15 protein-coding genes are annotated in these 21773 nt (G+C 45.5%); 3 read left to right on the top strand and 12 right to left on the bottom strand.

Annotated elements, in window-relative coordinates; all coding sequences use genetic code 11:
• Window positions 1-253: 253 nt before the first annotated feature.
• From AC5YBZ_RS10780 to AC5YBZ_RS10735, 10 genes are all read right to left on the bottom strand, one after another.
• Window positions 254-1570, bottom strand: a complete 1317-nt coding sequence (locus AC5YBZ_RS10780; protein WP_494542895.1) for an OmpP1/FadL family transporter — start codon at window positions 1568-1570, stop codon at window positions 254-256.
• 434 nt (window positions 1571-2004) lie between these two features.
• Window positions 2005-3456, bottom strand: coding sequence for a sodium/proline symporter PutP (gene putP / locus AC5YBZ_RS10775; protein ID WP_494521455.1), 1452 nt, complete (start codon window positions 3454-3456; stop codon window positions 2005-2007).
• Between the two features lie 138 nt (window positions 3457-3594).
• Window positions 3595-4299, bottom strand: coding sequence for a DUF3379 domain-containing protein (locus AC5YBZ_RS10770; RefSeq protein WP_494521456.1), 705 nt, complete (start codon window positions 4297-4299; stop codon window positions 3595-3597).
• Window positions 4292-4855, bottom strand: coding sequence for a sigma-70 family RNA polymerase sigma factor (locus AC5YBZ_RS10765; protein WP_494521457.1), 564 nt, complete (start codon window positions 4853-4855; stop codon window positions 4292-4294). Before AC5YBZ_RS10765 ends, AC5YBZ_RS10770 begins: the two co-directional genes overlap by 8 nt.
• Before the next feature lie 101 nt (window positions 4856-4956).
• Window positions 4957-6576, bottom strand: a complete 1620-nt coding sequence (locus tag AC5YBZ_RS10760) for a BatD family protein (protein ID WP_494523669.1) — start codon at window positions 6574-6576, stop codon at window positions 4957-4959.
• Entirely contained in the window at window positions 6570-8522 is a 1953-nt protein-coding gene (locus tag AC5YBZ_RS10755) for a vWA domain-containing protein (RefSeq protein ID WP_494542894.1), read from the bottom strand. Before AC5YBZ_RS10755 ends, AC5YBZ_RS10760 begins: the two co-directional genes overlap by 7 nt.
• Window positions 8519-9523 carry a vWA domain-containing protein gene (locus tag AC5YBZ_RS10750; RefSeq protein WP_475514245.1) on the bottom strand — a complete coding sequence of 335 codons (1005 nt, stop codon included), beginning with the start codon at window positions 9521-9523 and terminating at the stop codon, window positions 8519-8521. Before AC5YBZ_RS10750 ends, AC5YBZ_RS10755 begins: the two co-directional genes overlap by 4 nt.
• Window positions 9511-10014: a DUF4381 domain-containing protein gene (locus AC5YBZ_RS10745; RefSeq protein WP_494521461.1), complete on the bottom strand. Its 504-nt coding sequence runs from the start codon at window positions 10012-10014 to the stop codon at window positions 9511-9513. The genes AC5YBZ_RS10750 and AC5YBZ_RS10745 overlap by 13 nt, the downstream gene beginning before the upstream one ends.
• The gene (locus AC5YBZ_RS10740; RefSeq protein ID WP_475514243.1) at window positions 10015-10944 is read right to left on the bottom strand and encodes a DUF58 domain-containing protein; all 930 of its coding nucleotides are present in this window, start codon (window positions 10942-10944) and stop codon (window positions 10015-10017) included. It lies immediately after the preceding gene.
• Window positions 10944-11900, bottom strand: coding sequence for an AAA family ATPase (locus AC5YBZ_RS10735; RefSeq protein WP_110456115.1), 957 nt, complete (start codon window positions 11898-11900; stop codon window positions 10944-10946). The genes AC5YBZ_RS10740 and AC5YBZ_RS10735 overlap by 1 nt, the downstream gene beginning before the upstream one ends.
• Window positions 11901-12301: 401 nt before the next feature.
• Here AC5YBZ_RS10735 and fadI point away from each other — a divergent pair, with 401 nt between their 5' ends.
• From fadI to AC5YBZ_RS10720, 3 genes are all read left to right on the top strand, one after another.
• A complete protein-coding gene (gene fadI / locus AC5YBZ_RS10730) occupies window positions 12302-13612 on the top strand; it encodes an acetyl-CoA C-acyltransferase FadI (protein WP_494542893.1) in 1311 nt (436 codons plus the stop codon).
• Window positions 13613-13616: 4 nt separating this feature from the next.
• The gene (gene fadJ, locus AC5YBZ_RS10725) at window positions 13617-15737 is read left to right on the top strand and encodes a fatty acid oxidation complex subunit alpha FadJ (protein WP_494542892.1); all 2121 of its coding nucleotides are present in this window, start codon (window positions 13617-13619) and stop codon (window positions 15735-15737) included.
• A 268-nt stretch (window positions 15738-16005) separates the two neighbouring features.
• On the top strand, window positions 16006-16206 hold the full coding sequence (locus AC5YBZ_RS10720) for a hypothetical protein (protein WP_475514241.1): 201 nt from the start codon (window positions 16006-16008) through the stop codon (window positions 16204-16206).
• A gap of 245 nt (window positions 16207-16451) precedes the next feature.
• Here the strand turns inward: AC5YBZ_RS10720 and AC5YBZ_RS10715 are convergent, their stop codons facing one another.
• Together AC5YBZ_RS10715 and AC5YBZ_RS10710 are read right to left on the bottom strand one after the other, a co-directional pair.
• Window positions 16452-17102: a hypothetical protein gene (locus AC5YBZ_RS10715; protein ID WP_494542891.1), complete on the bottom strand. Its 651-nt coding sequence runs from the start codon at window positions 17100-17102 to the stop codon at window positions 16452-16454.
• A 197-nt stretch (window positions 17103-17299) separates the two neighbouring features.
• A complete protein-coding gene (locus tag AC5YBZ_RS10710; protein WP_494542890.1) occupies window positions 17300-21622 on the bottom strand; it encodes an EAL domain-containing protein in 4323 nt (1440 codons plus the stop codon).
• Between the last annotated feature and the right edge of the window lie 151 nt (window positions 21623-21773).

Genomic DNA, 21773 nt, shown 5'->3' with positions numbered 1-21773 from the left:
CTAGCCTATTTTTTGATCAAAATTGAGTTCGTTGCAGTTCTTGATGAGGAGGAGATATTTGACACAGTTTGTTGGTTGCGAGTAAGTATCAGCGGGGCCGTATTTTGCTCTAACGCCTTATTCCTTTTGATTAGCATGATTTTTACGCCAGAGCAGATAAAACGAGATTTTTATAACATAAAAAACCGCACAATTGTGCGGTTTTTAGGTTACCTATCAGTGATAGGTAATTACAATTTATGCTAATTACACCTTAAAACGTGTAGTTGTACTGCATTGAATAATAGGTTGCATTTGATCGCGTCGTGGCATTGACCATACCAGTGTTTGGCCCAATAGGTAACTTGTCCGTGACTGAGCTGTTTTCAATTAAGTGGACATCTTCACCGCGCACCACGGCGATACCAAAATCGATGCTGGTGTTGGTCGATAAGGCGTAGGTCGCGCCTGCGGTATACCATTTGCGATCAGAATCTGGGATAGAGATTGAACTCAGCTCACCCACAACGCCCTCATCAGCCATAAAGCCGGCACGCAGAGTCCAAGTGTTGTTTAGACTATAAGTACCACCGACACTGAACAACCATGAGTCATCCCATGCGTAGGTCTTTAAGCTGCTTGAGCCAACAGATACTGGCCCTAACGTCCCATCTGTCACGGTTAGCTCGTGGAAATCACCCCAAGTGGTTAATTGCGCAGTATAGTGCAGCGCAAATTTATCGGTCAACTGATGAAAACCTGCCACTTGGAAAATATCGGGTAGGGGAATATTGATCTCATCAAAGGCCACAAATGCGTTGGCTTGTGGGTTGTAAATATTGATATCACCCGAGGCTTTAAAATCTGGGCTAAAGCGGTAGCTCATGCCAAAACGGTGATCGGCATTGATTTCATACACGGCGCCGATAATACCACCAAACGCCACACCATCGGCATCGACATCAACCAACTGCTGATCGATGGCGCCCGTAGGAGTCGGCAGCTTACCACCACGAGTGAGCGTGCCTTTACCGTAGATCATATCAAGGCCTGCACCGACACTAAAATGGTCATTAAAACGATATGATGCACTTAGGTTGAAGTTAAGCGTGGTGACTTCAGTCTTGCCTAATAGATCAAGCGGCGCGGGTAGCGTACCACCCACGAGTTGGGTCGATAAGTCTGAGGTATCGGTACCTGTACCGAAGTTACTGAACAGTGCCACACCGTAGGCGAATTTATCGTTTACCGGGCTAACGTAGTAAAAGTTAGGGATGATTTTGGCATCTGCCGCATCATCGACACCGCCGTAATGGATTTCGCCTAACAGAGAGTCGATATAGACATCGCTCACTGTCACTTCAACATCGGCGTAGTTCAATCCCATTGATAGTTGTTTTTTGTCAAACAGCGCCATTGCGGCTGGGTTACGCGCTAATACCGATGCATTATCGGCAATAACGGCATCACCGGCAAAGGCTCGGTCCACACCGGTTGCTGATTGTGCATTAAGTAAAAAACCAGCTGCCATAGCTTGCGAGCTCGCGAGCGTAACGGCAACGGCTAATATTGTCTTGTTAAAAGGCTTCATAAATCAATTCTCATTATTATCGGTCTCGTCTTAGTGAGTTGGCTTAGCAATCTCTCGAGATCCTTTTGTTAGTCGGGTGCATAGTAGGGGGGGCGCGATGCGCCAACAACTCCGACCAGATGAGGGTTGGATGTTATTTTTATGTGAAATTAATGGCTTAGGCGATAGTAAAAGTGGCGTAGTGTCTGAATGTCGCTCGTGACATTAGATATAGCCTGTGTTGTGGGGTTCAGCTTGTTTAACTGTCAAGTTAATAGGTTGTTAATTTGGTTGTTTGTGTCAAAAGTGACAAGTATAAAAAAAGCGTACACGTGTACGCTTTTTAGTTTGGATCAGTCATTTGCCTGAAAGCTTGATATCGATAAACCGGTTTATCGTTAGCTCCGTTTACCGCCCCAGTCTAATGTGACAATGTAATCTGCAGTAGCATAGGATCAAAGCTTGGCGCTAAATTGCTCAAACTGCTGCGTGATGGCTTTAGCTGGTTTAAACAGCAGGCTAAATACTATGCCCGCAAGAGTGGCGAACAAAAATCCAGGTAAAATCTCGTATAACTCAAATATGCCACCACTGGCTTGTTTCCATAGCACTACCGTTAGCGCACCGACTAAAATGGTGGCAACGGCACCATTACGGCTATAGTGCTTCCAAAATAGTGCGAGCAATACCACAGGGCCAAATGCGGCGCCAAATCCGGCCCAAGCGTAACTGACGAGGCCTAATACACTGCTTTCTGGGTTAAGTGCGATAACGCCGGAGACTAGCGCAATAGCCAGCACACCCACACGGCCAACGAGCATCAACTCTTTACTGCTCGCCTCTGGACGTAGCCATTTTTTATAGAAATCTTCTGTGACCACACTGGAACACACCAGTAGCTGCGAGTCGATAGTACTCATAATGGCCGACAGAATAGCGGCGATGAGCAATCCACCTATCCAAGGGTTAAAAGCGGCGTGCGCTAAATGAATGAAGACTGTTTCTGGGTTTGCTAGTGGTTCATCGGCAAAATAGAGCGAGCCAGCAAGTCCTGTAGCGAGGGCACCAATTAAGGCTACCACCATCCAACTCATGGCGATGCGGCGTGACACGACAATATCATCGGCAGTGCCGATAGCCATAAAGCGTGACAAAATATGTGGCTGGCCAAAATAACCCAGCCCCCAAGCCAGTAACGACACTAGGCCAATCACAGTAGTATCTTGATTAATCATCGACAACATGGCGGGATCAAGCTGATGTAAACCATTTTGCGTTTCGGGTTGATTGAAAATGGCCACAGGGACAAACAGTAAGGCGATAAGCATTAAACAGCCTTGGAAGAAGTCAGTCCAGCTTACGGCAAAGAAGCCCCCGACAAAGGTGTAAGCCACAATAATGGTTGAACCTATGATTAGGGCTAAGGTGTAATCTAACCCAAAGACTTTCTCAAACAGTATGGCGCCACCGACCATGCCCGATGAGGCATAAAAGGTGAAAAACACCAAAATAGTGACCGCGGAGACCAGTCTTAACATACCATGTTTATCGTCGAAGCGCTTTTCAAAAAAGTCAGGCAGGGTTAGCGCATTATCGGTAAATTGGGTATAGATACGCAGGCGCTTGGCAACAAACAGCCAGTTGAGCCACGCACCGAAGACTAAGCCGATGCCGATCCAGGCTTCTCCTAAACCACCAAGATAGACGGCGCCAGGTAAGCCTAATAGTAACCAACCTGACATGTCAGATGCGCCAACACTCAATGCCGTTACCGCTGGGCCCATAGAGCGACCCCCTAAGATATAGTCGTCAACCGAGTCGGTTGCTTTATAGGCCCATAGGCCTATGCCCATCATTAAGGCAAGATAGCCAAAAAAAGTGATTAATATGGGTAATTCAATAGTCATGCTTGTGCCATTTTATAGTTATGCTTTTTTAAGAGGTCGCTATGCTAGCAGATGTTGGCTCTGTAGCTCAATAAAGGGGGCGAATGTGATTAAGATCTAACCTATGGCAAGTAAAACTTGCCATAGGTTGTAATGATTTTAGATGAATGTTTGCTGAATTTCGCTTTTAATGTTGTCTATATCGGCGTGATGTTCTGCAACTAGCAACATGTAGGCATTGTCTGCCGTGAAGCCTTCACCCTGATAACGGTTGTTGGCAAAAGCTTGTTCTAGGATCATGCGCTCTTCAATGGGTACGATAAATAAGGTGACCTTGCCTTGCTTACCTTGCATGACTAAATGCAAACTTCTAACCCCTTGGAAGTCGCAGTAGGTACTGAAAAACACGCGTCCTGGCTGCTCAGTAAAACGAGCATTGGCAAAATTACCCAATGACGCTAACTGACTATTGATGGTGTTATAGCTGATATCCAGACTGCTTTGCATCGCTACGGTCTCATGAGCAACATGGGCTAGGGCATGTTCACCCAAATCGACCGGTCCCAGCCTAAACAGGCTAAAACTGATGCCTGCGACAAAAGCCACCGATGCCACCATCGCTAAAGTGAAGCCCATTTTGCGTCGTTGCACTTGGTGTCGATGCAACTGTTGATTCAATAGCAGTTTTGCTTCTAAACCGCTAGGGACGTCAATATTCAGCGCCGCTTCAATTTGATGGTCTAAGCGCTTTAAGTCATTGACAAACTGAGCGCGCTGACTCGATTCTCCCATAGCAGCAACAAAGTCGGCGTCACGACGCTGCGGATTTTCATAGGCCTCGCGGCGGAATTTTAGCTCATCCATTGGAGTGCCCCCTTGTTTGCGTATCATCGAGCATTTCTTTTAATTGATTGCGTGCCCTGAAGAGGCGCGTCATAACAGTATTGCGGTTAAGTTCTAATATGTTAGCAATTTCATCGCCAGTAAAACCACCGATAACCTGCAGCACCAGTGGTTCTCGGTATTCGACTTCAAGGCGAGCTATTTGCCGTCTGAGCAGATGTTGCTCCATATTGTCTTCAGTTGATAACGACACATTGTCGGCCAATTCAGATTGTTCAACATCAGAGTAGTCAAACTGTTTGCGTTCAAACCTTCGGGCATTTTCTCTGCGTAAAATAGTGATTAACCAAGCTTTAGCGGCTTTATCATCCTTAAGGGATTCGAGCGAACGCCAAGCCCTTAAAAAGGTCTCTTGGGTGATATCTTCTGCGATATGTTTGTCGCCGCAAAGCCAGTAGGCGTAGCGGTAGAGATCGCCATGGAGCGCCCTGACAAGGCTATCGTATCGTCGTTGTTTACTTAGCATGTCATTATTGACCGAGAGACTCGGTACTTTCTTTCGTTTAAAGCTAAACATTTTTACTCGCTATGTAGGCGTATGTGGTGCTTGTGTGATTAATTTTGTGGTGAACCAACTGCAATAAGGGTATTCCTGTTGTTGCGACTAACGCAAATAGCTTAGCTTGGATTTAACGATGATAAAGCACTGGAAGATGGTGTTTGCATCGTGTTTGTAACTTGTTTAATAGCATCAAGTAGGGCCGAAGTGTCGATCGCTTGTGGTACTTGGCTATAAGCTTGGCGTTGAATATTATCGATATTGTGTTTAAGAGCGGGGCTGAGCGCCGCTATCTCACTTAAGGACATAGGCTTGCCTTGTTGTAAGCTAAAGTAGTGTTGCAGCGCCAAGATGATGGTGCCCGCTTGACCTGTTTGACAGGCTTGGCACAGTGCCGTTAACCCCGTGGTTTGCTGGGGCCTCGATGATGCTGGCGAGGCGACTTTTGCTACCGATTTACCACGCTCTTTAGCCCACAGCAGCAGAGTCAGTAGCCACAGTAGTGCCAACAATGCGCTCAGATAAGGCCAAAAGCCAGCGCTGGGTTGCACTGTGGTGGCACTTGGGTTGAGCGCTACCGGGTTGGCACTGGCGGCTATCACGTTGACCGTACGCGCCGGTAGGGTGGCAAACTCTTGGGTCTGAGTGATGTAATTAAACCAAGACACGCGGATCTCGGGTAAGGTGTAGCTGCCCGCTTGAGTCGGTACTATCGCCGCCGTTTGTGTTAGCTGTGACACCACCTGTTTGTCGCGCACAAAGGTTTCTCGTTTGGGCTTTTCAGGATACATTTTAAAGCCATCGGGTAGCCCAATGGTTAATGCTGGCAGGCTGGTTTGCTCGGTATTAGAGGCCAGCAGGGTAATATTGCGGGTGATGGGCGTGCCGACCTCTATGGTATCGAGATCAGGCCAATCTTCTTTAAGTACCACCAGATCGCTCACCAACCATTGGCCGTGGTATTGGCTGGGAATCGGTAAAATCGTGATTTCACTCGGCGCCGCTTGCGCTTGCATGGGGCGGCTTTCATTAAATGAGAACATACCACCACGCCGCGAGGCTTCAATTAATACATCACCAGAAAAAGTCGCGCCCGATAAGTGTAAGGTGCCGGGTTTATCGGCCACAATGCTATAGCTGCGCTCGATGACACGATAGCGCCGCCCATCGACAATTTCGCTGCTATCACTGTCTTCGCCTAACTGCTTGAGTTGCGCCCCCTCCACATTGGGGGCGCTCAATACGCCGCGTTGCAGCTCAACGGCTAGATAGAGCTTTACCTTGTAGGTGACCAACTGACCGACATAAGCCTGCTCGGTGGAGAGCGAGCTGCGGATAAATAGGTTTTTCATCTGCGTAGGTTGACTGCCAGGCGCCGTGACCGTCAGCGTGATGGGCGAGGAGCTGACATTATCAATGGTGAGCGCGGGAATAATCAGCTGCCCTGTGCGTTTGGGGGCTAATAACACTTGCCAGCGCGTCTCTTTACGTGCATCGAAATTGACTATTTGGGTGCTGCGACTCACGCTGGTGCGTCCCACGATAAAGTCTTTTAATAGCGCCGAGGTGTCTAAGCTACCGTTGCTGATATCGTCGTCGGCCTTAATCGTCAGTACTAGGTATTCGCCCTCTATGGCAGGATTTCTGTCAACCGAGGTCTCAAGTTGAGTTAAGGCAAAAGCTGGCTGGATAAGAGTCAGAGCCAATAAGGCAAAAGTTAAAAAATATCGATTTACCACTGTTCACTTTCCTTTGATGTAATGCCCTGACGGCGGCGTTTTTCATACTCTAATAGCATCTTATTACGCAGCAGAACCTGCGGATCGTCTATGACGCCGCTTAGTGCGCGTTGCATGTCGGCTGGCAGCTCCTCGGGCGGAGCTGGCTGACTGACAGCTTGGGCCTGCGGATTATCATGAGGGGCTTTATCCGAGTCTTCATTTAGATCTGCTGCTGCATTGAAGCTGTCGTTTTCGTTAGCGCTGCTATCGCTGCGCGCTTGTGCTTGTTCAGGCTGAGTCTGCTCATTATTCTCATCAGACTTGGGAGCTTGAGCGCTCATTGGTGCTTCGTTATTTGGCTCATCATCACCAGTGGCGGGAACATTATCCGGCTGTGATGACGGCTCGCTGGGCTGTTGATCAGGTTGCGGTTTACTTTGTTCACTTGCGCTCTGTTTATCGCCTTGCTGCTGATTGCCTTGTTGCTGATTGCTGTCTGACTCATCTTGTTGTTTATCGCCTGACTTGCCATCGCCTTGCTGCTGATTGTTGTCAGATTCTGCTTGCTGTTGCGTGTCTTGATTTTGTTCGCTCTGACTTTGCTGCTCACTATCAGCTTGTTGCTGCGCCAGCAGTTGTTGGGCTAAGGCTAAATTATGCTGCGCATCACTAAAGTCGTTATCTTGAGCTAGCGCCTGTTGATAGCGCTTAATAGCAGTCGCATAATCTTGCAGCTGCATTAAGCTATTGCCTTGGTTATAAAAGCCTGTTGCAGTTGTGTCTTGCTCAAACAGCTTAAGGGCTTGTTGGTAATCGCCTTCGCGATATCGAGCGGCCGCTTGCCAATGAGGATCGGAAAACAAGCTTGCCGCTTGCTGATAATTTTGGTTTTCATAGGCTTGCATTGCACGTTGGTTGTCTGTCTGCCAAGGGGGTAGCCAACTGTTGGCGTAGGCGGGCGTCGGTTGGCTGAACAACATGATGCAGCTAAGTGCTGCAATGGCATGGCGAAAGCTTAATAGTGCTGGCAATAACAATAATAAAGCGATATATGGGCCAGCATCGAGCCACAGTTCACCTTCTAAGTCGCTGGCCTTAGTTGCTGTGTTCTGGGCTAACCATAGATTTAGCGCGCTGAGATCGCTACCATCGGCGCGATAAGTAAATACCTTGCCGCCATTGGCGCTGGCTAATTCACTTAAATGTTGATAATCGGTTTTGGCTACCACTACTTGGTCGCTGCGATCGCGCATTAATTGTCCGTCAGGTAAACGAATTGCGGCGCCTTGTGGGCTGCCAAAGGCAAGCACTGAGAGCCGATATTGGCTGCCTTGTAAATGCGCTTTGGCTTGATTAATTTGCTCTACAGCTACCCCATCGGTGAGTAATATGATATCGCCGCGCAGATGTCCCCCTTGTTTAAGCAAAGTGGTTGCTTGGGTTAAAGCCGCAGGCAAATTAGAGCCCGGGACTGGCATAATCTCTGGCGATAGGGTGGGTAATAGATTCAACAGGGTTGCCCTGTCTCGGGTCAGTGGGCTAATGGTAAAGGCATCACCAGCATAGGCAATTAAGCCCGTTTCACCTTCGCTGAGACTGCTAATAAGATCGTTGGCTTTAAATTTAGCTTGAGTTAGGCGGTTAGGCACCAAGTCGGTGGCGTACATTGACAGTGACATATCCATCACTATCACGCGTCCTTGGTTGGTTTCAAATACCGGTAGGGTTTGCTTGGTAAAAGCAGGACCTGACAACGCGAGTACCGCGATACACCAGCTAAAACCAATCACATGTAGATGGCGTTTACCTGACTGTGTTTGGCTTGATACCAGTACCTTGGCCAAATGAGGCGCGATGTAGCGATTCCAGCTTGATACCTGGTATTGGCTACGACGGGCAAACCACAATAATAGTGCCAAGGGGAATAGGGCCAATAGCCATTCGGGGCGTAAAAAATGGATCATAAGGCTCCCCGTGATCTTAACCATGGCAGCGACTGAAATAACGGCAACTGCCACAATATCAGCAGAACACTGATAAGTAAGGCAGCGCTTAACGGATAATAAAACAACTCTGATTGAGGACGATAGGTGAGTTGATCGCTGTTGGTCGGCTCTAACTTATCGATCATTTGATAAATTTGTTCCAGTTCGGTGGCATTGCGGGCGCGAAAGTAACGTCCGTTTGTGGCGCTTGCCAGCGCCGTCAATTGCGCTTCATCAAGATCCATCGACGGGTTAACGCGCTCGTTACCAAATAGTGTACGCCGCTCCATTATCTCGGCTCCGACCCCAATGGTATAGATGGTCACGCCGCGTTTGGCGGCAATGGCAGCAGCTTGATCTGGACTAATATTGCCCGAGTTATTCGAGCCGTCGGTGAGGAGGATCAGCACCCGGTTACTTTGTTGCTGTTGGTCGAAGCGTTTAACCGCCAGGGCGATGGCTTCGCCAATGGCTGTTTGTTTTCCCACCAGGCCGATTTGGGCTTCGGCTAAAAACTGGGCTATAGAGCGGCGATCTTGTGTCAGCGGCGCTTGCAAATATGCGTGGTCGGCAAACAAAATGAGGCCCAATTTGTCACCTTTACGGCGCTGGATAAAATCACTCATAACCGCTTGCACTAAGGTAAAACGATCCACCGTTTTACCCTCGATGACCATATCTTCAATCTGCATACTGCCTGATAAATCAATGGCTAACATCAAGTCTCGCCCTTTGCTGGGCAGCTCGATAGCATCGCCAATCCACAATGGCCGCGCGGCGCTCAGCACCAACAGTGACCAAATAAGCCAATAGGGTAAGCGCCGACGCTGTGGCCGCTGCTGGCTAACCTGCGCACCGACATCGGCAACACCGGGTAGGTGTAAATGGCCACCCGTTTGATGCTGTTGGGCGCCTGAGCCTTTAAACATCAAGGGTAATGGCAGTAACAGTAATAGCCAAGGCCAGGCTAATGTGAACATGCTGCCTCCTTAGTCGATGCGCGATGCTTGAGTGGCAGTGCCTGCTTAAGCCAGCCTATGGCAGCTAGGCGCAGTTGCTCAGCTTGAGTGGGAGTGAGTGCCTTGGACTGGTAGCGTTTCGCTAATAACAGCGGCAAGTTATCGTCTATGTGAGTGACCTGCTGCTGTAGCCACTGTAACCAGGCTTCACCTTCAAGTGATGCCACCTGTTCACGGGGCAGGTAGCTCATGGCGCTGCGTTTGAGTATGGTGTTAACTTCAATAGCAAATTGTGGGTGATTGAGCGCCAGATGGGCTAATTGCTTTAATGCTTCACGTTTCGCGGCGCGATGTCGATATTGCTTGATGAACCACCATAGGCAGACAGCCAAAATAGTAAGGCATGCGGCCAGTACCAGCCAATAACCGTAAGCGGGTGGCCAGGCATGGATAGGCTCGGGCAGTTGAATGTCTTTCATGGCAGCAAGGGCTGGATTGTTGGCCGTTTGCATCTATCTTAAGGCTCCAATCTGTTGATTCAATGGTTGTGCTGCGCTGATTGTACGTAAACGCGCGTTAAGTTGGCGCATCATATCGATAAAACCTTGTTGCTGGGCGTGTTGGCGGGTTAGCCAACCGTTATAACTGTCTCGGTTGAGCACTAATTCTTGCGCGCCGTCTTTGACTGGCAGCTGAAACTGAGCAGGTAAAGGCAGCTCTCCTTGTCTGAGGGGATCGGTGATCAGTAAGGCGCCTATATCGCAGTGGCGAGATAACTCAGTTAATGGCTGCAGGCACTGCGGCGTGAAATGGCTGCCATCACTGATGATCCAAATCAGTGAGCCGGGCTTGGCTATGCGGCGTAAACGCAGGCAGGCGCGGTAGATATGCTCAGGTTCGCTGACGTGAGATCCCATACCGTCAAGCTGCGCTTGATGAACCGTTTGCATCGCCGAGATCAATGGCAGCATGGCACTTTGACGACTACGGGGTTTGAGCTCGATATGTTGTTGCTCACAGGCTATGAGCGCACCGAGTCGATCGCCATGGCCCACGGCGCGCCAGCCTAAAGTCGCAGCCACATGAGCGGCTTGCACTGCTTGTAGCATTAGGCTTGAGCCAAAATAGAGGCTATGGCTTAAATCCAGTAGCAGCAGCACTGGCCGCTCGCGTTCTTCAACAAACAATTTAGTATGGGCTTTGCCTGTGCGAGCGGTCACGCGCCAATCTATGGTGCGCACATCGTCACCACTTTGGTAGTGCCGTACTTCGGCAAACTCCATGCCTCGGCCTCTGATGTTGCTCGCGCGGTGGCCTGCGAGAGCCGCGCGAGCTTTGCTTGGCGTTTCAGGCAGAGCGCGGGCAATATTCTGGCATGCAAGTAGCTCTTTTTGATTGAGTGATACGCCATCGGCAAATAGCGGTAATTCACTGACTGACATTAAGGCACCGCGACTTGGCTAAGAATGTGGTTGATCACCTGATCGCTGCTGACGCCCTCGGCCTGAGCCTGATAACTGAGTAGCAATCGATGGCGTAATACGTTGGGCACCACGGCTTGTATATCTTCAGGAGAGACAAAGTCGCGCTCCATTAACCAGGCGCGGGCACGCGCACAACGCTCGATAGCAATAGTGGCGCGTGGGCTCACGCCGTATTCTAGCCAGCTGGCGAGAGTGTCGCTGTATTGCTGCGGCTGCCTAGTTGCCATCACGATATTGACTATGTATTGCTCTAACGGCTCAGCAAGGTAGAGGCCAAGTGCGGCTTCACGGGCGGCAAAAATATCTGCTTGCGCAATTGGGCTGACACTGGGCGCATCGTGAGTTAGGGCTTCACTACGTGATAACCGCATGATTTTAAATTCAGTTTCGGCGCTCGGGTAATCTAAGTTAAGGTGCATTAGAAACCGGTCGAGTTGCGCTTCGGGCAGAGGATAAGTGCCTTCATTTTCGAGCGGATTTTGCGTGGCCATCACTAAAAATAATTTAGGTAAAGGATAACTGTGTTTGCCAACGGTCACTTGGCCTTCTGCCATGGCTTCGAGAAGCGCCGATTGAACTTTGGCGGGGGCGCGGTTGATCTCATCGGCCAAAATCAGGTTATGAAAGATGGGACCTGCTTCAAATTCAAAGGTGCCCGTTTGTGCGCGGTAGATATCGGTGCCGGTCAGATCGGCTGGTAAAAGATCGGGGGTAAATTGAATGCGATGGAAATCGCCTTCAACGCCATCACTGAGCGCTTTCACCGCGCGGGTTTTGGCTAAACCTGGTGGTCCTTCGACTAACAGGTGTCCATCGGCAATTAATGCGATCAGTAAATTTTCGGTAAGAACAGGCTGACCTAGAATGACATTGTCTAGGTATTCGCGTAATGCATGAAATCGACTTAAAGGCATGATGCTACTCAGTTATATTAATTTGTGTGAGCTATAGACAGCGCATATGGTAAAAAATTCAGACCAGTTTTGGCTAGTCTAAATACAGGACCAATTGGCCTCGAGCTGTCCATTGCAATGGCATAGAAGCAAAATAAGTTAGCATGCTTGTGGTGGAAATTACACTAATCACTCAGAGTAATTAGTTTATTAAACATTGTTAACACAGAATTTTTTTAATTTCACTGTCTATAAACCAAACAAGTGTTTAAAACTTTGGAATAAGAAGTTAGAATCAGATCACACTTTGATGGTCTGACCTGTTTGATTGCTTGGGTTAATGAGCTGAATCTGTGGGTAAGGGAACAATAATAATTGCGCCATGAGAATCTATTCGAATAGGCGTGACACGAGGGCAAAAAATGAGTCATCTACAGCAAGTTAGGAATGCAAAAGGCGATCGTATTGCGATTGTGATGGGGCTTAGAACCCCGTTTGCTAAGCAAGCGAGCGCGTTTCATGGTGTATCGGCGTTGGATATGGGCAAAATGGTGGTTAACGAACTGCTTGCCCGTTCAGAGCTGGACCCTAAGGAGATTGAGCAACTGGTTTATGGGCAAGTGGTGCAGATGCCTGCAGCGCCCAATATTGCTCGTGAAATTGTACTTGGCACAGGCATGAGCGTAGCGACCGATGCTTACAGCGTGACGCGAGCATGTGCGACCAGTTTCCAGTCGACCGTTAATGTGGCTGAATCTATCATGACAGGCAATATCGACATCGGGATTGCTGGTGGCGCCGACTCCTCTTCAGTATTACCCATAGGTGTGTCAAAAAAACTGGCCCATGCGCTAGTGGATTTGAATAAAGCCCGTACTTTTAGCCAAAAGCTGACTATCTTCAGACGCCTTGGTTTAAAAGATTTATTACCCGTCCCGCCTGCGGTCGCCGAATACTCAACCGGCTTGTCAATGGGGCAAACGGCAGAGCAGATGGCTAAAACCTATAATATTAGCCGCGCCGATCAAGATGCGCTTGCCCATCGCTCGCACACCTTGGCGACAGAAACATGGGACTCTGGTAACTTACGTGATGAAGTGATGACTGCCCATGTGCCGCCTTATAAGTCCTTTATCGATCGGGATAATAATATTCGTCAAAATTCATCTCTAGAGTCTTATGCCAAACTGCGCCCCGCGTTTGATCGTAAACATGGCACAGTCACCGCTGCTAATAGTACGCCATTAACCGACGGCGCTTCGGCTGTGTTGTTGATGAGTGAAAGCCGTGCTAAAGCCTTAGGTTATCAGCCTATTGGCTATATCAAGAGCTACGCTTTTACCGCCATTGATGTGTGGCAAGATATGTTGATGGGCCCATCATACGCTACGCCGTTAGCCCTTAAGCGAGCGGGAATGGAGCTGGAAGATTTAACCCTTATCGAGATGCACGAAGCATTTGCGGCGCAAACCTTGGCTAACATGCAGATGTTCGCGTCGAAGAAATTTGCCGCAGAAAAGCTTGGTCGTGATCGCGCCATCGGTGAAATTGATATGAGTAAATTTAATGTGCTGGGTGGTTCGCTGGCTTATGGTCATCCTTTTGCCGCCACAGGTACACGTTTGATCACTCAAGTGTGCCGTGAATTGAAACGACGCGGTGGGGGCACGGGCCTTGCCACGGCCTGCGCCGCGGGTGGTCTTGGTGCAGCAATGATTGTAGAAGTGGAGTGATCTCATGGAAAAGAGTTTTAGTTTAAATCGCCTTGAAAATGGCATTGCCGTTCTGACAATGGATGTGCCTGGTGAAACAATGAATACCCTGCGCGCCGAATTTGGCCCAGAGATCTGTGAAATGTTGGCCGAGATAAAAGCGGACTCACAGATCCGTGGCATCGTCTTGGTATCGGGTAAAAAAGATTCATTTGTGGCTGGTGCAGATATTTCTATGTTGGCTGCGTGTCAAACCGCCGAAGATGCAAGACAGCTGTCTAAACAGGGTCATGAGGTGTTTCAGGCTCTAGAGTCGCTAAATATTCCCGTGGTTGCCGCCATTCATGGTGCCTGCTTAGGTGGTGGATTAGAGTTGGCATTGGCCTGTCATCAGCGAGTGTGCAGTGACAGTAATAAAACCATGATGGGACTGCCTGAAGTACAGTTAGGCTTATTACCCGGCGGCGGCGGTACCCAGCGTTTACCGCGTTTGGTGGGGATCACTACCGCGCTGGATATGATGTTGACGGGGAAGCAAGTTCGCCCTAAACAAGCCTTGAAAATGGGCTTAGTTAACGATGTGGTACCTGAATCGATTTTGTTGCAAACGGCCATAGAGATGGCGTTAGCAGGCAAAAAAATAGCGCCTAAACGTAAAGTGTCGCTGGTCAATCGTCTGCTAGAAGGCACGCCTGTTGGGCGCAATATTGTGTTCGATCAAGCGTTAAAGCAAGTTAACAAAAAGACTCAGGGTAACTATCCTGCGCCAGCTAAAATTATCGATTGCGTACGTCAAGGCATGACCAAAAGCATGGTTGTAGGCCTTGATGTCGAAGCGAGTCATTTTGGTGACTTAGTGGTGTCGGCCGAGTCGGCAGCGTTAAGAAGTATTTTCTTTGCCACCACAGAGATGAAAAAAGAGTCGGGTGCAGGTGACGTGCAACCTAAACCCGTTCATAAAGCGGTGATTTTGGGCGGCGGCTTAATGGGTGGTGGTATTGCGTCTGTGACCACGACTAAAGCTAAAATTCCGGTGCGGGTCAAAGATATCAATGAAACCGGATTAAGCAACGCATTATCCTATGCCTACAAGCTACTGGATAAAGGGGTTAAGCGCCGTCATATGACGCCGGCCGTGCGTGATAATATCATGTCTCTGATGACTACGACCACTGAGTATACAGGCGTTAAAGATGCAGATATCGTTGTTGAAGCGGTATTTGAAGATTTAGCCTTAAAACATCAGATGGTTAAAGATATTGAGCGTGAATGTGGCGAAGAGACCATTTTTGCCTCAAATACCTCGTCATTGCCTATCTCGCAAATTGCAGAGGCGGCAGAGCGTCCTGAAAATGTGATTGGTTTACACTATTTCTCGCCAGTCGAAAAGATGCCTCTTGTCGAGGTGATTGCCCATGAAAAAACCTCGGCGCAAACGATTGCGACCACAGTGGCCTTTGCGCGTAAGCAAGGCAAGACACCAATTGTCGTGCAAGACGGCGCTGGTTTTTATGTCAACCGTATTTTAGCCTTGTACATGAATGAAGCTGCAAACTTATTGTTGGAAGGGCAAAGCGTTGATCATCTAGATAAAGCCTTAGTCAAGTTTGGTTTTCCGGTTGGGCCAATGACGTTACTCGATGAAGTCGGCATTGATGTTGGGGCTAAGATTTCGCCTATTTTAGAGAAAGAACTTGGCGAGCGTTTTAAGGCGCCTGCAGCCTTTGATAAGTTACTCGCTGACGATCGTAAGGGTCGTAAAAATGGCAAAGGTTTCTATCAATACGGCTCTAAATCGAAAAAGAAACAGGTCGATGAGACGGTATATACTCTGTTGGGGTTAACCCCATCTGCGAGTACTGATGCCCCTGAATTGGCACAGCGCTGCGTAGTGCAGATGCTTAATGAAGCGGTGCGCTGCTTAGAAGAGGGGATTATTGCCTCTGCACGTGATGGTGATATCGGTGCGATATTTGGGATAGGTTTCCCGCCGTTTTTAGGTGGCCCTTTCCGCTATATCGATACATTAGGGGCAGACAAATTAGTAGAGCAATTAAACCGTTATGCCAATGTCCATGGTGAACGATTTAAACCATGCGATACACTGGTGGACATGGCGACCTCAGGTGCACAATTTCATCAATAAATGAATTCTGCTTAAAATGCAGCAGTGATCCTAAAAGCCTTAATTTAAAATGATGATATTTTAATTAACAACGCGGCAACATGATGCCGCGTTTTTTTTGGCTGAAGGAAAATTACTGCCTGTTTTTTGTTCACTTGTCACTTTGGTTTCGTTATCATGCCTGCTTGTAAAAGTGTTTGGCAAAGTCGTTGGTACAAACAGGACAACATGTGTGATGACACAAGTGATTAGCCGTTACGGGTCAATAAGTTAACAGTTGAGGTTTTAAGTGATTGTATTGGTAGGTAGTATTCTCACATTAAGCAGTGTGGTCATGGGAAATATGGCGTTTCGCGCAGGGCTTGGGGTTAAACGCTGGGCCTTATTAGGTTTGCTTATTGGTCCCGTTGGCTACCCCTTGTTAGCAACTCATAAGCGTTTAGCTATCAAACGTGCTCAAGGTAAAGGTGCTGCAATTATCCGCCTGTAATGCTTAGGGCTTTAGTCACTAGGTTATTACTACAATCACGAAAAAAGGAGCATTTATGCTCCTTTTTTCGTGATTGTGCTTGGTAAACCCTTGCCTGAGGATAATAATTAATTCCACCATCCCTTAGCTGGGATCACTTCTAAACGATCCAGACCTGCTGGTAGTTTTACTTTTTTACGTTCGGGTTTGCAATTAAGTCCAAGAGCTTTCTTTATTGATTTCAACATAATGATTCTCCTTTAAACTTAAGCCGTTGCAGAGTTGATGAAGCGAATGTTAGGAATGCCAGCGGTTTCAAGAGGCTTAAAACGAATGTGTGGTGAGCCAGCGGTTTCAAGAGGCTTAAAACGAATGTGTGGTGAGCCAGCGGTTTCAAGAGGCTTAAAACGAATGTGTGGTGAGCCAGCGGTTTCAAGAGGCTTAAAACGAATGTGTGGTGAGCCAGCGGTTTCAAGAGGCTTAAAACGAATGTGTGGTGAGCCAGCGGTTTCAACAGGCTTAAAACGAATGTGTGGTGAGCCAGCGGTTTCAACAGGCTTAAAACGAATGTGTGGTGAGCCAGCGGTTTCAAGAGGCTTAAAACGAATGTGTGGTGAGCCAGCGGTTTCAAGAGGCTTAAAACGAATGTGTGGTGAGCCAGCGGTTTCAAGAGGCTTAAAACGAATGTGTGGTGAGCCAGCGGTTTCAAGAGGCTTAAAACGAATGTGTGGTGAGCCAGCGACTTCAGTCGGCTTAAAACGAATGTGTGGTGAGCCAGCTACTTCAATCGGCTTAAAAGAGCCTGCTAGCTCTATCGAATTTTTTGAGATGTTAGTGTCAATATTTGTAAATGAATTGTTATCAGTTGCATTTACAGAAAGAGCAAGGGCGATGGCAGTAACAATTGAAGTAATCATAGTGTTCATTCTCTCAGAGTTTATAATTTTATTATTGCCAACAAATAGTTGACGTCTGAAAGAAGTATTGCAGGTGTTATGCCATGTTTTTAATTTATTGCCAATTAATGCACCTTTGGTTGTTTTTTAGTTGATTTTATGTGCTGTAATTTAGGGTTAAGGTACAGCTTTAGCGATAACTGAAGCTATAAATGCTCCTATGCTTTTTTAATGTTATCGATTGACTGGGCTTGCAAGTTCTCTCGCTTTAAAAGTTCACTAAAGTCATGTTCAGTAACCGCCTTGCTGAATATAAACCCTTGAATTTCCTCACACTTAAGCGCTTTTAAAATACTTAGTTGTGATGCGTCCTCAACTCCTTCGCCAACGACTGATAAGCCCATGTTGTGGGCGATGGTAATGATTGAGTCTACCATCTTTAAGTCTCTATCCGATTTATCGATATCATCGACAAATGCTTTATCGATTTTTAATGTATTTATAGGGAAGCGTTTGAGGTAAGACAGTGATGAATAGCCGGTACCAAAGTCATCTAACGCTAGGCTCACCCCCATTTTGGACAGTTGCATCATGACCTTAATGGCTTTTTCCGGATGTTTAATGACAGTGCCTTCGGTAATTTCAAGTTCTAGATTACTTGCCGGCAGTTGAGTGAGTCGTAAAATTGACTCTATGCGCTGCTGTAAATCAGGAAGTGCAAATTGTAGTGACGATAAATTGACGGCAACACGTCCATTAAACAGGCCTTGGTTGCGCCAGTTCTGCGCTGCGAAGCAAGCTTTTCGCATAACCACTTCACCAATTTCGACGATAAGTCCATTCTCTTCAGCTAATGGTATAAATTCATTAGGAGGAATTAACCCCAGAGTTGGATGGTTTAGACGAACGAGTGCTTCCATTCCCGCCATTTTACCCGATTTGAGATCGACTTTAGGTTGATAGTAAACTTCAAACAGATCCTCTTTTAGCCCTTGTCTGATCAGGTTTTCAACTTCCAACTGGCGAATAGCATTGCGGTTGAGTGATTCAGAATAAAATTGGTAACGATTACCGCCAGCCGATTTAGCATGATACATGGCGATATCGGCTTTTCGCAGCAGCGCTTGTTCATTTTGATCATCTTCAGGGTAGAGCACTATACCAATACTCACCCCAACGACGACTCTGTCCCTAGCAAGCTCAAAAGGATTTAAAAACGCATCGACTACATTATTTGCAATAACTGCACTTGACCCTATATCAGGATTATTATCGACGAGGATAGCGAATTCATCTCCCCCTAATCGGTAGATACTAGTATGGCGTGGCACATTGGCTTCAATTCTTTGTGCTACTTGAATTAGGAGTTCATCGCCTACTTGGTGTCCTAATGAATCATTGATTTTTTTGAAATTATCCAGATCGAGGATCATTAACGTATGATGTGTATCTTTTTTGACTAGATTTCCCAAAGTCACCATTAAACTAGATCGATTAGGAAGATTGGTTAATAAATCATTGTTGGTAAGTTTTCTTAGTTCTTCTTCTTGTTGTTTACGACGTGAAATATCTGAAAATACACCGACATAGTGGGAGAGTACCCCTTGCTCATCGTAAATAGCATCGACAGTGAGCTCCATTAAGAAGCTACTACCATCTCCTTTTGGTGATTCTACTTCATTACTCCAGCTGCCTTGTTGTTGCAATATAGAGCGGATCTGTTGAGAGTAACTTTCTGGATATAGATCGAATTTAAATGTTGAACCGATAAAATCATTACGGCTTGTTTCACATAAGTCACAACAGGCCTCGTTAACCTCAACAAACTTAAATTCATTGTCTAAAATGAACATCCCTTCAGAGATATTTTCGATAGCACGTTCAAATAACCTTAATTGCTCTTCAGCCTGTTTGAAGTTACTGATATTTTTGATGGTGCCTGTCATCCGCAGGGCTTTATCATCTTCATCTCGCTCAACTATCTTTGCTCTATCTAAAATCCACACCCATTGTTCATCTTTACCTTTGACACGGTATGCCGCTTCAAAATGATCGGTTTCACCGTAAAAGTGTTTGTTTAATGCTGTATTCACTCGTTCCTGATCCATGGGGTGGATATTGCTTTCTTGGCCTTGTTCACCTGAACGCTGGCCATCGCGAGGGAACTCTAATGAACCCCAAATATTAGAGCGATAAATTTGTCCTGTTTCAATATCCCAGTCCCACATCTCATCGCCACTTCCCCAGAGTGATAACTTTAAGCGTTCTTCTGATTTAGCGATTTGGCGTTGTATTTCGCGTTTTTTCAGTATCACTTTGGCGATAATGCTACTAATGATTAAAAATAAAGATAAATAAACTAACTTAGCTTGAAGCGATAGCCACCAAGGAGGGGTTATCGTTAAGTTTACTTCCTGAATCGGTCCAGTTCTGTTGGTTAGTAGATCTTTTGCGTAAACTTTGAATATATAGTTCCCTGGTGAAAGGTTTGTGTAGGTAGCTGAGTCGGTTTTTTTAGAAGCTATCCAATCATCAGAAAGCCCATCCATTTGATAAAAGTGTTCTGTTAATCTGCCTTTGGAGTTAGGGCTGTTAAATTTGAATGTAAAAGGATAGTCAGAGTATGTCATTTTTAAGTTTTTCGTAAAAGACATTGCTTGGGAAAGAACATTATTATCTATGGGGACCTGGTTGTTGAATATCAGGAGTTGGTCTATGTTTGTTGTTAGATTAATATCCTCATTGAGGAAATTATTAATTTTTTCGATATTTATATAGCTTATGCCATCAATACCACCGAGTAATATCTCACTATCATTTAATATTATTCCTCCAGGGGTGTTATATTCATGTTGACTTCCATTTTTAGTTGATAGTATATAGCTTTTCCCATCACGTATATAAATCACTTCGCCCAAAGATGATGCAATGATATAATTTTTATTTGGTATTATTGAATATATGGCTTTGTTGTTTTTAAATATCTCAGTCGTTGATTTTGTTTTTGTGTTATAAAGGGCTATTGAGTTTGTAGAACCTATTAATAGGTTCTGATTAAATATGGCTAGGCTGTAAGTAAGTTGATTGAATATTTTTGTTGTCTGTTTTTTTACAGTGTTATATCGATAAGTTCCATTTTCAGTTGCTATGTATATGTCATCCTGTAACTTCGACAATCCAAGGATAGGTAGCTCAAGATGTGTTTTAATTTGTATAGTTGAAAAATCCTCATTGACTTTTAAAATGTCGCCATTATAAGTGCCAGCATACATTAGACCTTCTAATTTATTCATGAATGTAATGTTTGCATCTGAAATTTTCACTTTTTGGTTGTTTTTTATATTTATAAATGTTAACCCTTCAGAGCTTGCTATAAGTAGTTTGTCTCCTTCTAAAATTGAGTTTTTATAACCATATATTGAGGTATCATATTTATGGTTTGATTTAAGTTGAGAGTCATATAATACCACTTCAGTGTTATCTGATGAGGTTAATATACTTTCGTCAGAATGACTAAAGTGCCAGATGTTATTATATGATGGTTCTATGGTGGTTATTATGTTTTCAGAATTATTAATTATAATAATCCCTTGGTTAATAACCCCAATGTAAATAGAGATTTCGGTGGATAAAACAAATGATTTTGTAAATGACCCTTCAATTTCTTTCACTTTTTTAGTCAAATCAGATGTCTCTATTGGAAATAATGTGTTGCCATCTAACCCGTAAAGTACACCATTATTGATAATAGCTTTTTCAAACTTTCTGTCTGTTATTTTTAATGGTTTCCTGTTTTCTAATTTAAACGCACCCTCATTTTTTAAAAATATTATACTTTTGTTATTTTTAGCTATGTCGTTTACATTAGATGCAATAAGTTCTTTTTTTTTGCTTTCCTTGTCTAATATGTAAAGTTCTTTTTGAAAGTTTCTTATTAAAATGGTATCGTTTAAATCGATGACTTGTTTTACTTCACCTACGTCATAAGTTTGTGTTATATCTGTTGTTTTTAAATTATTGATTTTTCCCATAGGGATTTTTATCAATTGTTTTTCTGTGCTTATATAAATACTTTCTAATTCACTTTTTATACTCCAGATTGGGCCTTGTAATGGTTTGATTTTAATTTCTTCAAATCGGTCTAAGTTAGGGTTGTAACTAACTAATCCACTATCAGTGCCAACTAATAATATTCCACTATTTGTATATTCTAAACTTCGGATAAAAGAGCTAGGTAATCCAGTTTTAACGCTTTTATAGTAATTTTTGAAATCCTTTCCATCAAAACGGTTTAAACCATTTATGGTGCCAATCCAAACATACCCTAATCTATCTTCTGCGACAGAAGTAACAGTACTTTGTGATAAGCCGTCTTGAACTGAGTAAGTTTTACTTTTGAGTAAAATAGTGGGATTGATCGTCTCGCTGGCGAGGGATAAACCAGAAAAAGAGAGCGTTAAAAAAAGAATTAGTATCAATTTTTTCAAAGAATTAGGCATAATTATTAGTTTGATTATTAGCCAGTAGTGCTTAGGCAGCATGTAGATAACCTACTTTTCCAGAAAGTGAATGATTTGTCAAAAGAACACTGAGTTTTTTGTATGTTAATCATTGTTGTTTTTATTTGACTTTGACAGTCCTGTGTCATTGGATGGGCTCAATACGCATCTGATGCATTCTTTTATTGTGTAA

It is taken from the genome of Shewanella sp. 553, assembly GCF_059338375.1.
The sequence above is the reverse complement of the archived record's forward strand: the minus strand, read 5'-3'. Positions and strand labels throughout refer to the sequence as shown.

What these genes read in the sequence shown, in the direction of transcription:
- AC5YBZ_RS10780 (WP_494542895.1), bottom strand. Translation starts at nt 1,570, where the DNA reads ATGAAGCCTTTTAACAAGACAATATTAGCCGTTGCCGTTACGCTCGCG.
- putP (WP_494521455.1), bottom strand. Translation starts at nt 3,456, where the DNA reads ATGACTATTGAATTACCCATATTAATCACTTTTTTTGGCTATCTTGCC.
- AC5YBZ_RS10770 (WP_494521456.1), bottom strand. Translation starts at nt 4,299, where the DNA reads ATGGATGAGCTAAAATTCCGCCGCGAGGCCTATGAAAATCCGCAGCGT.
- AC5YBZ_RS10765 (WP_494521457.1), bottom strand. Translation starts at nt 4,855, where the DNA reads ATGTTTAGCTTTAAACGAAAGAAAGTACCGAGTCTCTCGGTCAATAAT.
- AC5YBZ_RS10755 (WP_494542894.1), bottom strand. Translation starts at nt 8,522, where the DNA reads ATGATCCATTTTTTACGCCCCGAATGGCTATTGGCCCTATTCCCCTTG.
- AC5YBZ_RS10750 (WP_475514245.1), bottom strand. Translation starts at nt 9,523, where the DNA reads ATGTTCACATTAGCCTGGCCTTGGCTATTACTGTTACTGCCATTACCC.
- AC5YBZ_RS10745 (WP_494521461.1), bottom strand. Translation starts at nt 10,014, where the DNA reads ATGCAAACGGCCAACAATCCAGCCCTTGCTGCCATGAAAGACATTCAA.
- AC5YBZ_RS10740 (WP_475514243.1), bottom strand. Translation starts at nt 10,944, where the DNA reads ATGTCAGTCAGTGAATTACCGCTATTTGCCGATGGCGTATCACTCAAT.
- AC5YBZ_RS10735 (WP_110456115.1), bottom strand. Translation starts at nt 11,900, where the DNA reads ATGCCTTTAAGTCGATTTCATGCATTACGCGAATACCTAGACAATGTC.
- fadI (WP_494542893.1), top strand. Translation starts at nt 12,302, where the DNA reads ATGAGTCATCTACAGCAAGTTAGGAATGCAAAAGGCGATCGTATTGCG.
- fadJ (WP_494542892.1), top strand. Translation starts at nt 13,617, where the DNA reads ATGGAAAAGAGTTTTAGTTTAAATCGCCTTGAAAATGGCATTGCCGTT.
- AC5YBZ_RS10715 (WP_494542891.1), bottom strand. Translation starts at nt 17,102, where the DNA reads ATGATTACTTCAATTGTTACTGCCATCGCCCTTGCTCTTTCTGTAAAT.
- AC5YBZ_RS10710 (WP_494542890.1), bottom strand. Translation starts at nt 21,622, where the DNA reads ATGCTGCCTAAGCACTACTGGCTAATAATCAAACTAATAATTATGCCT.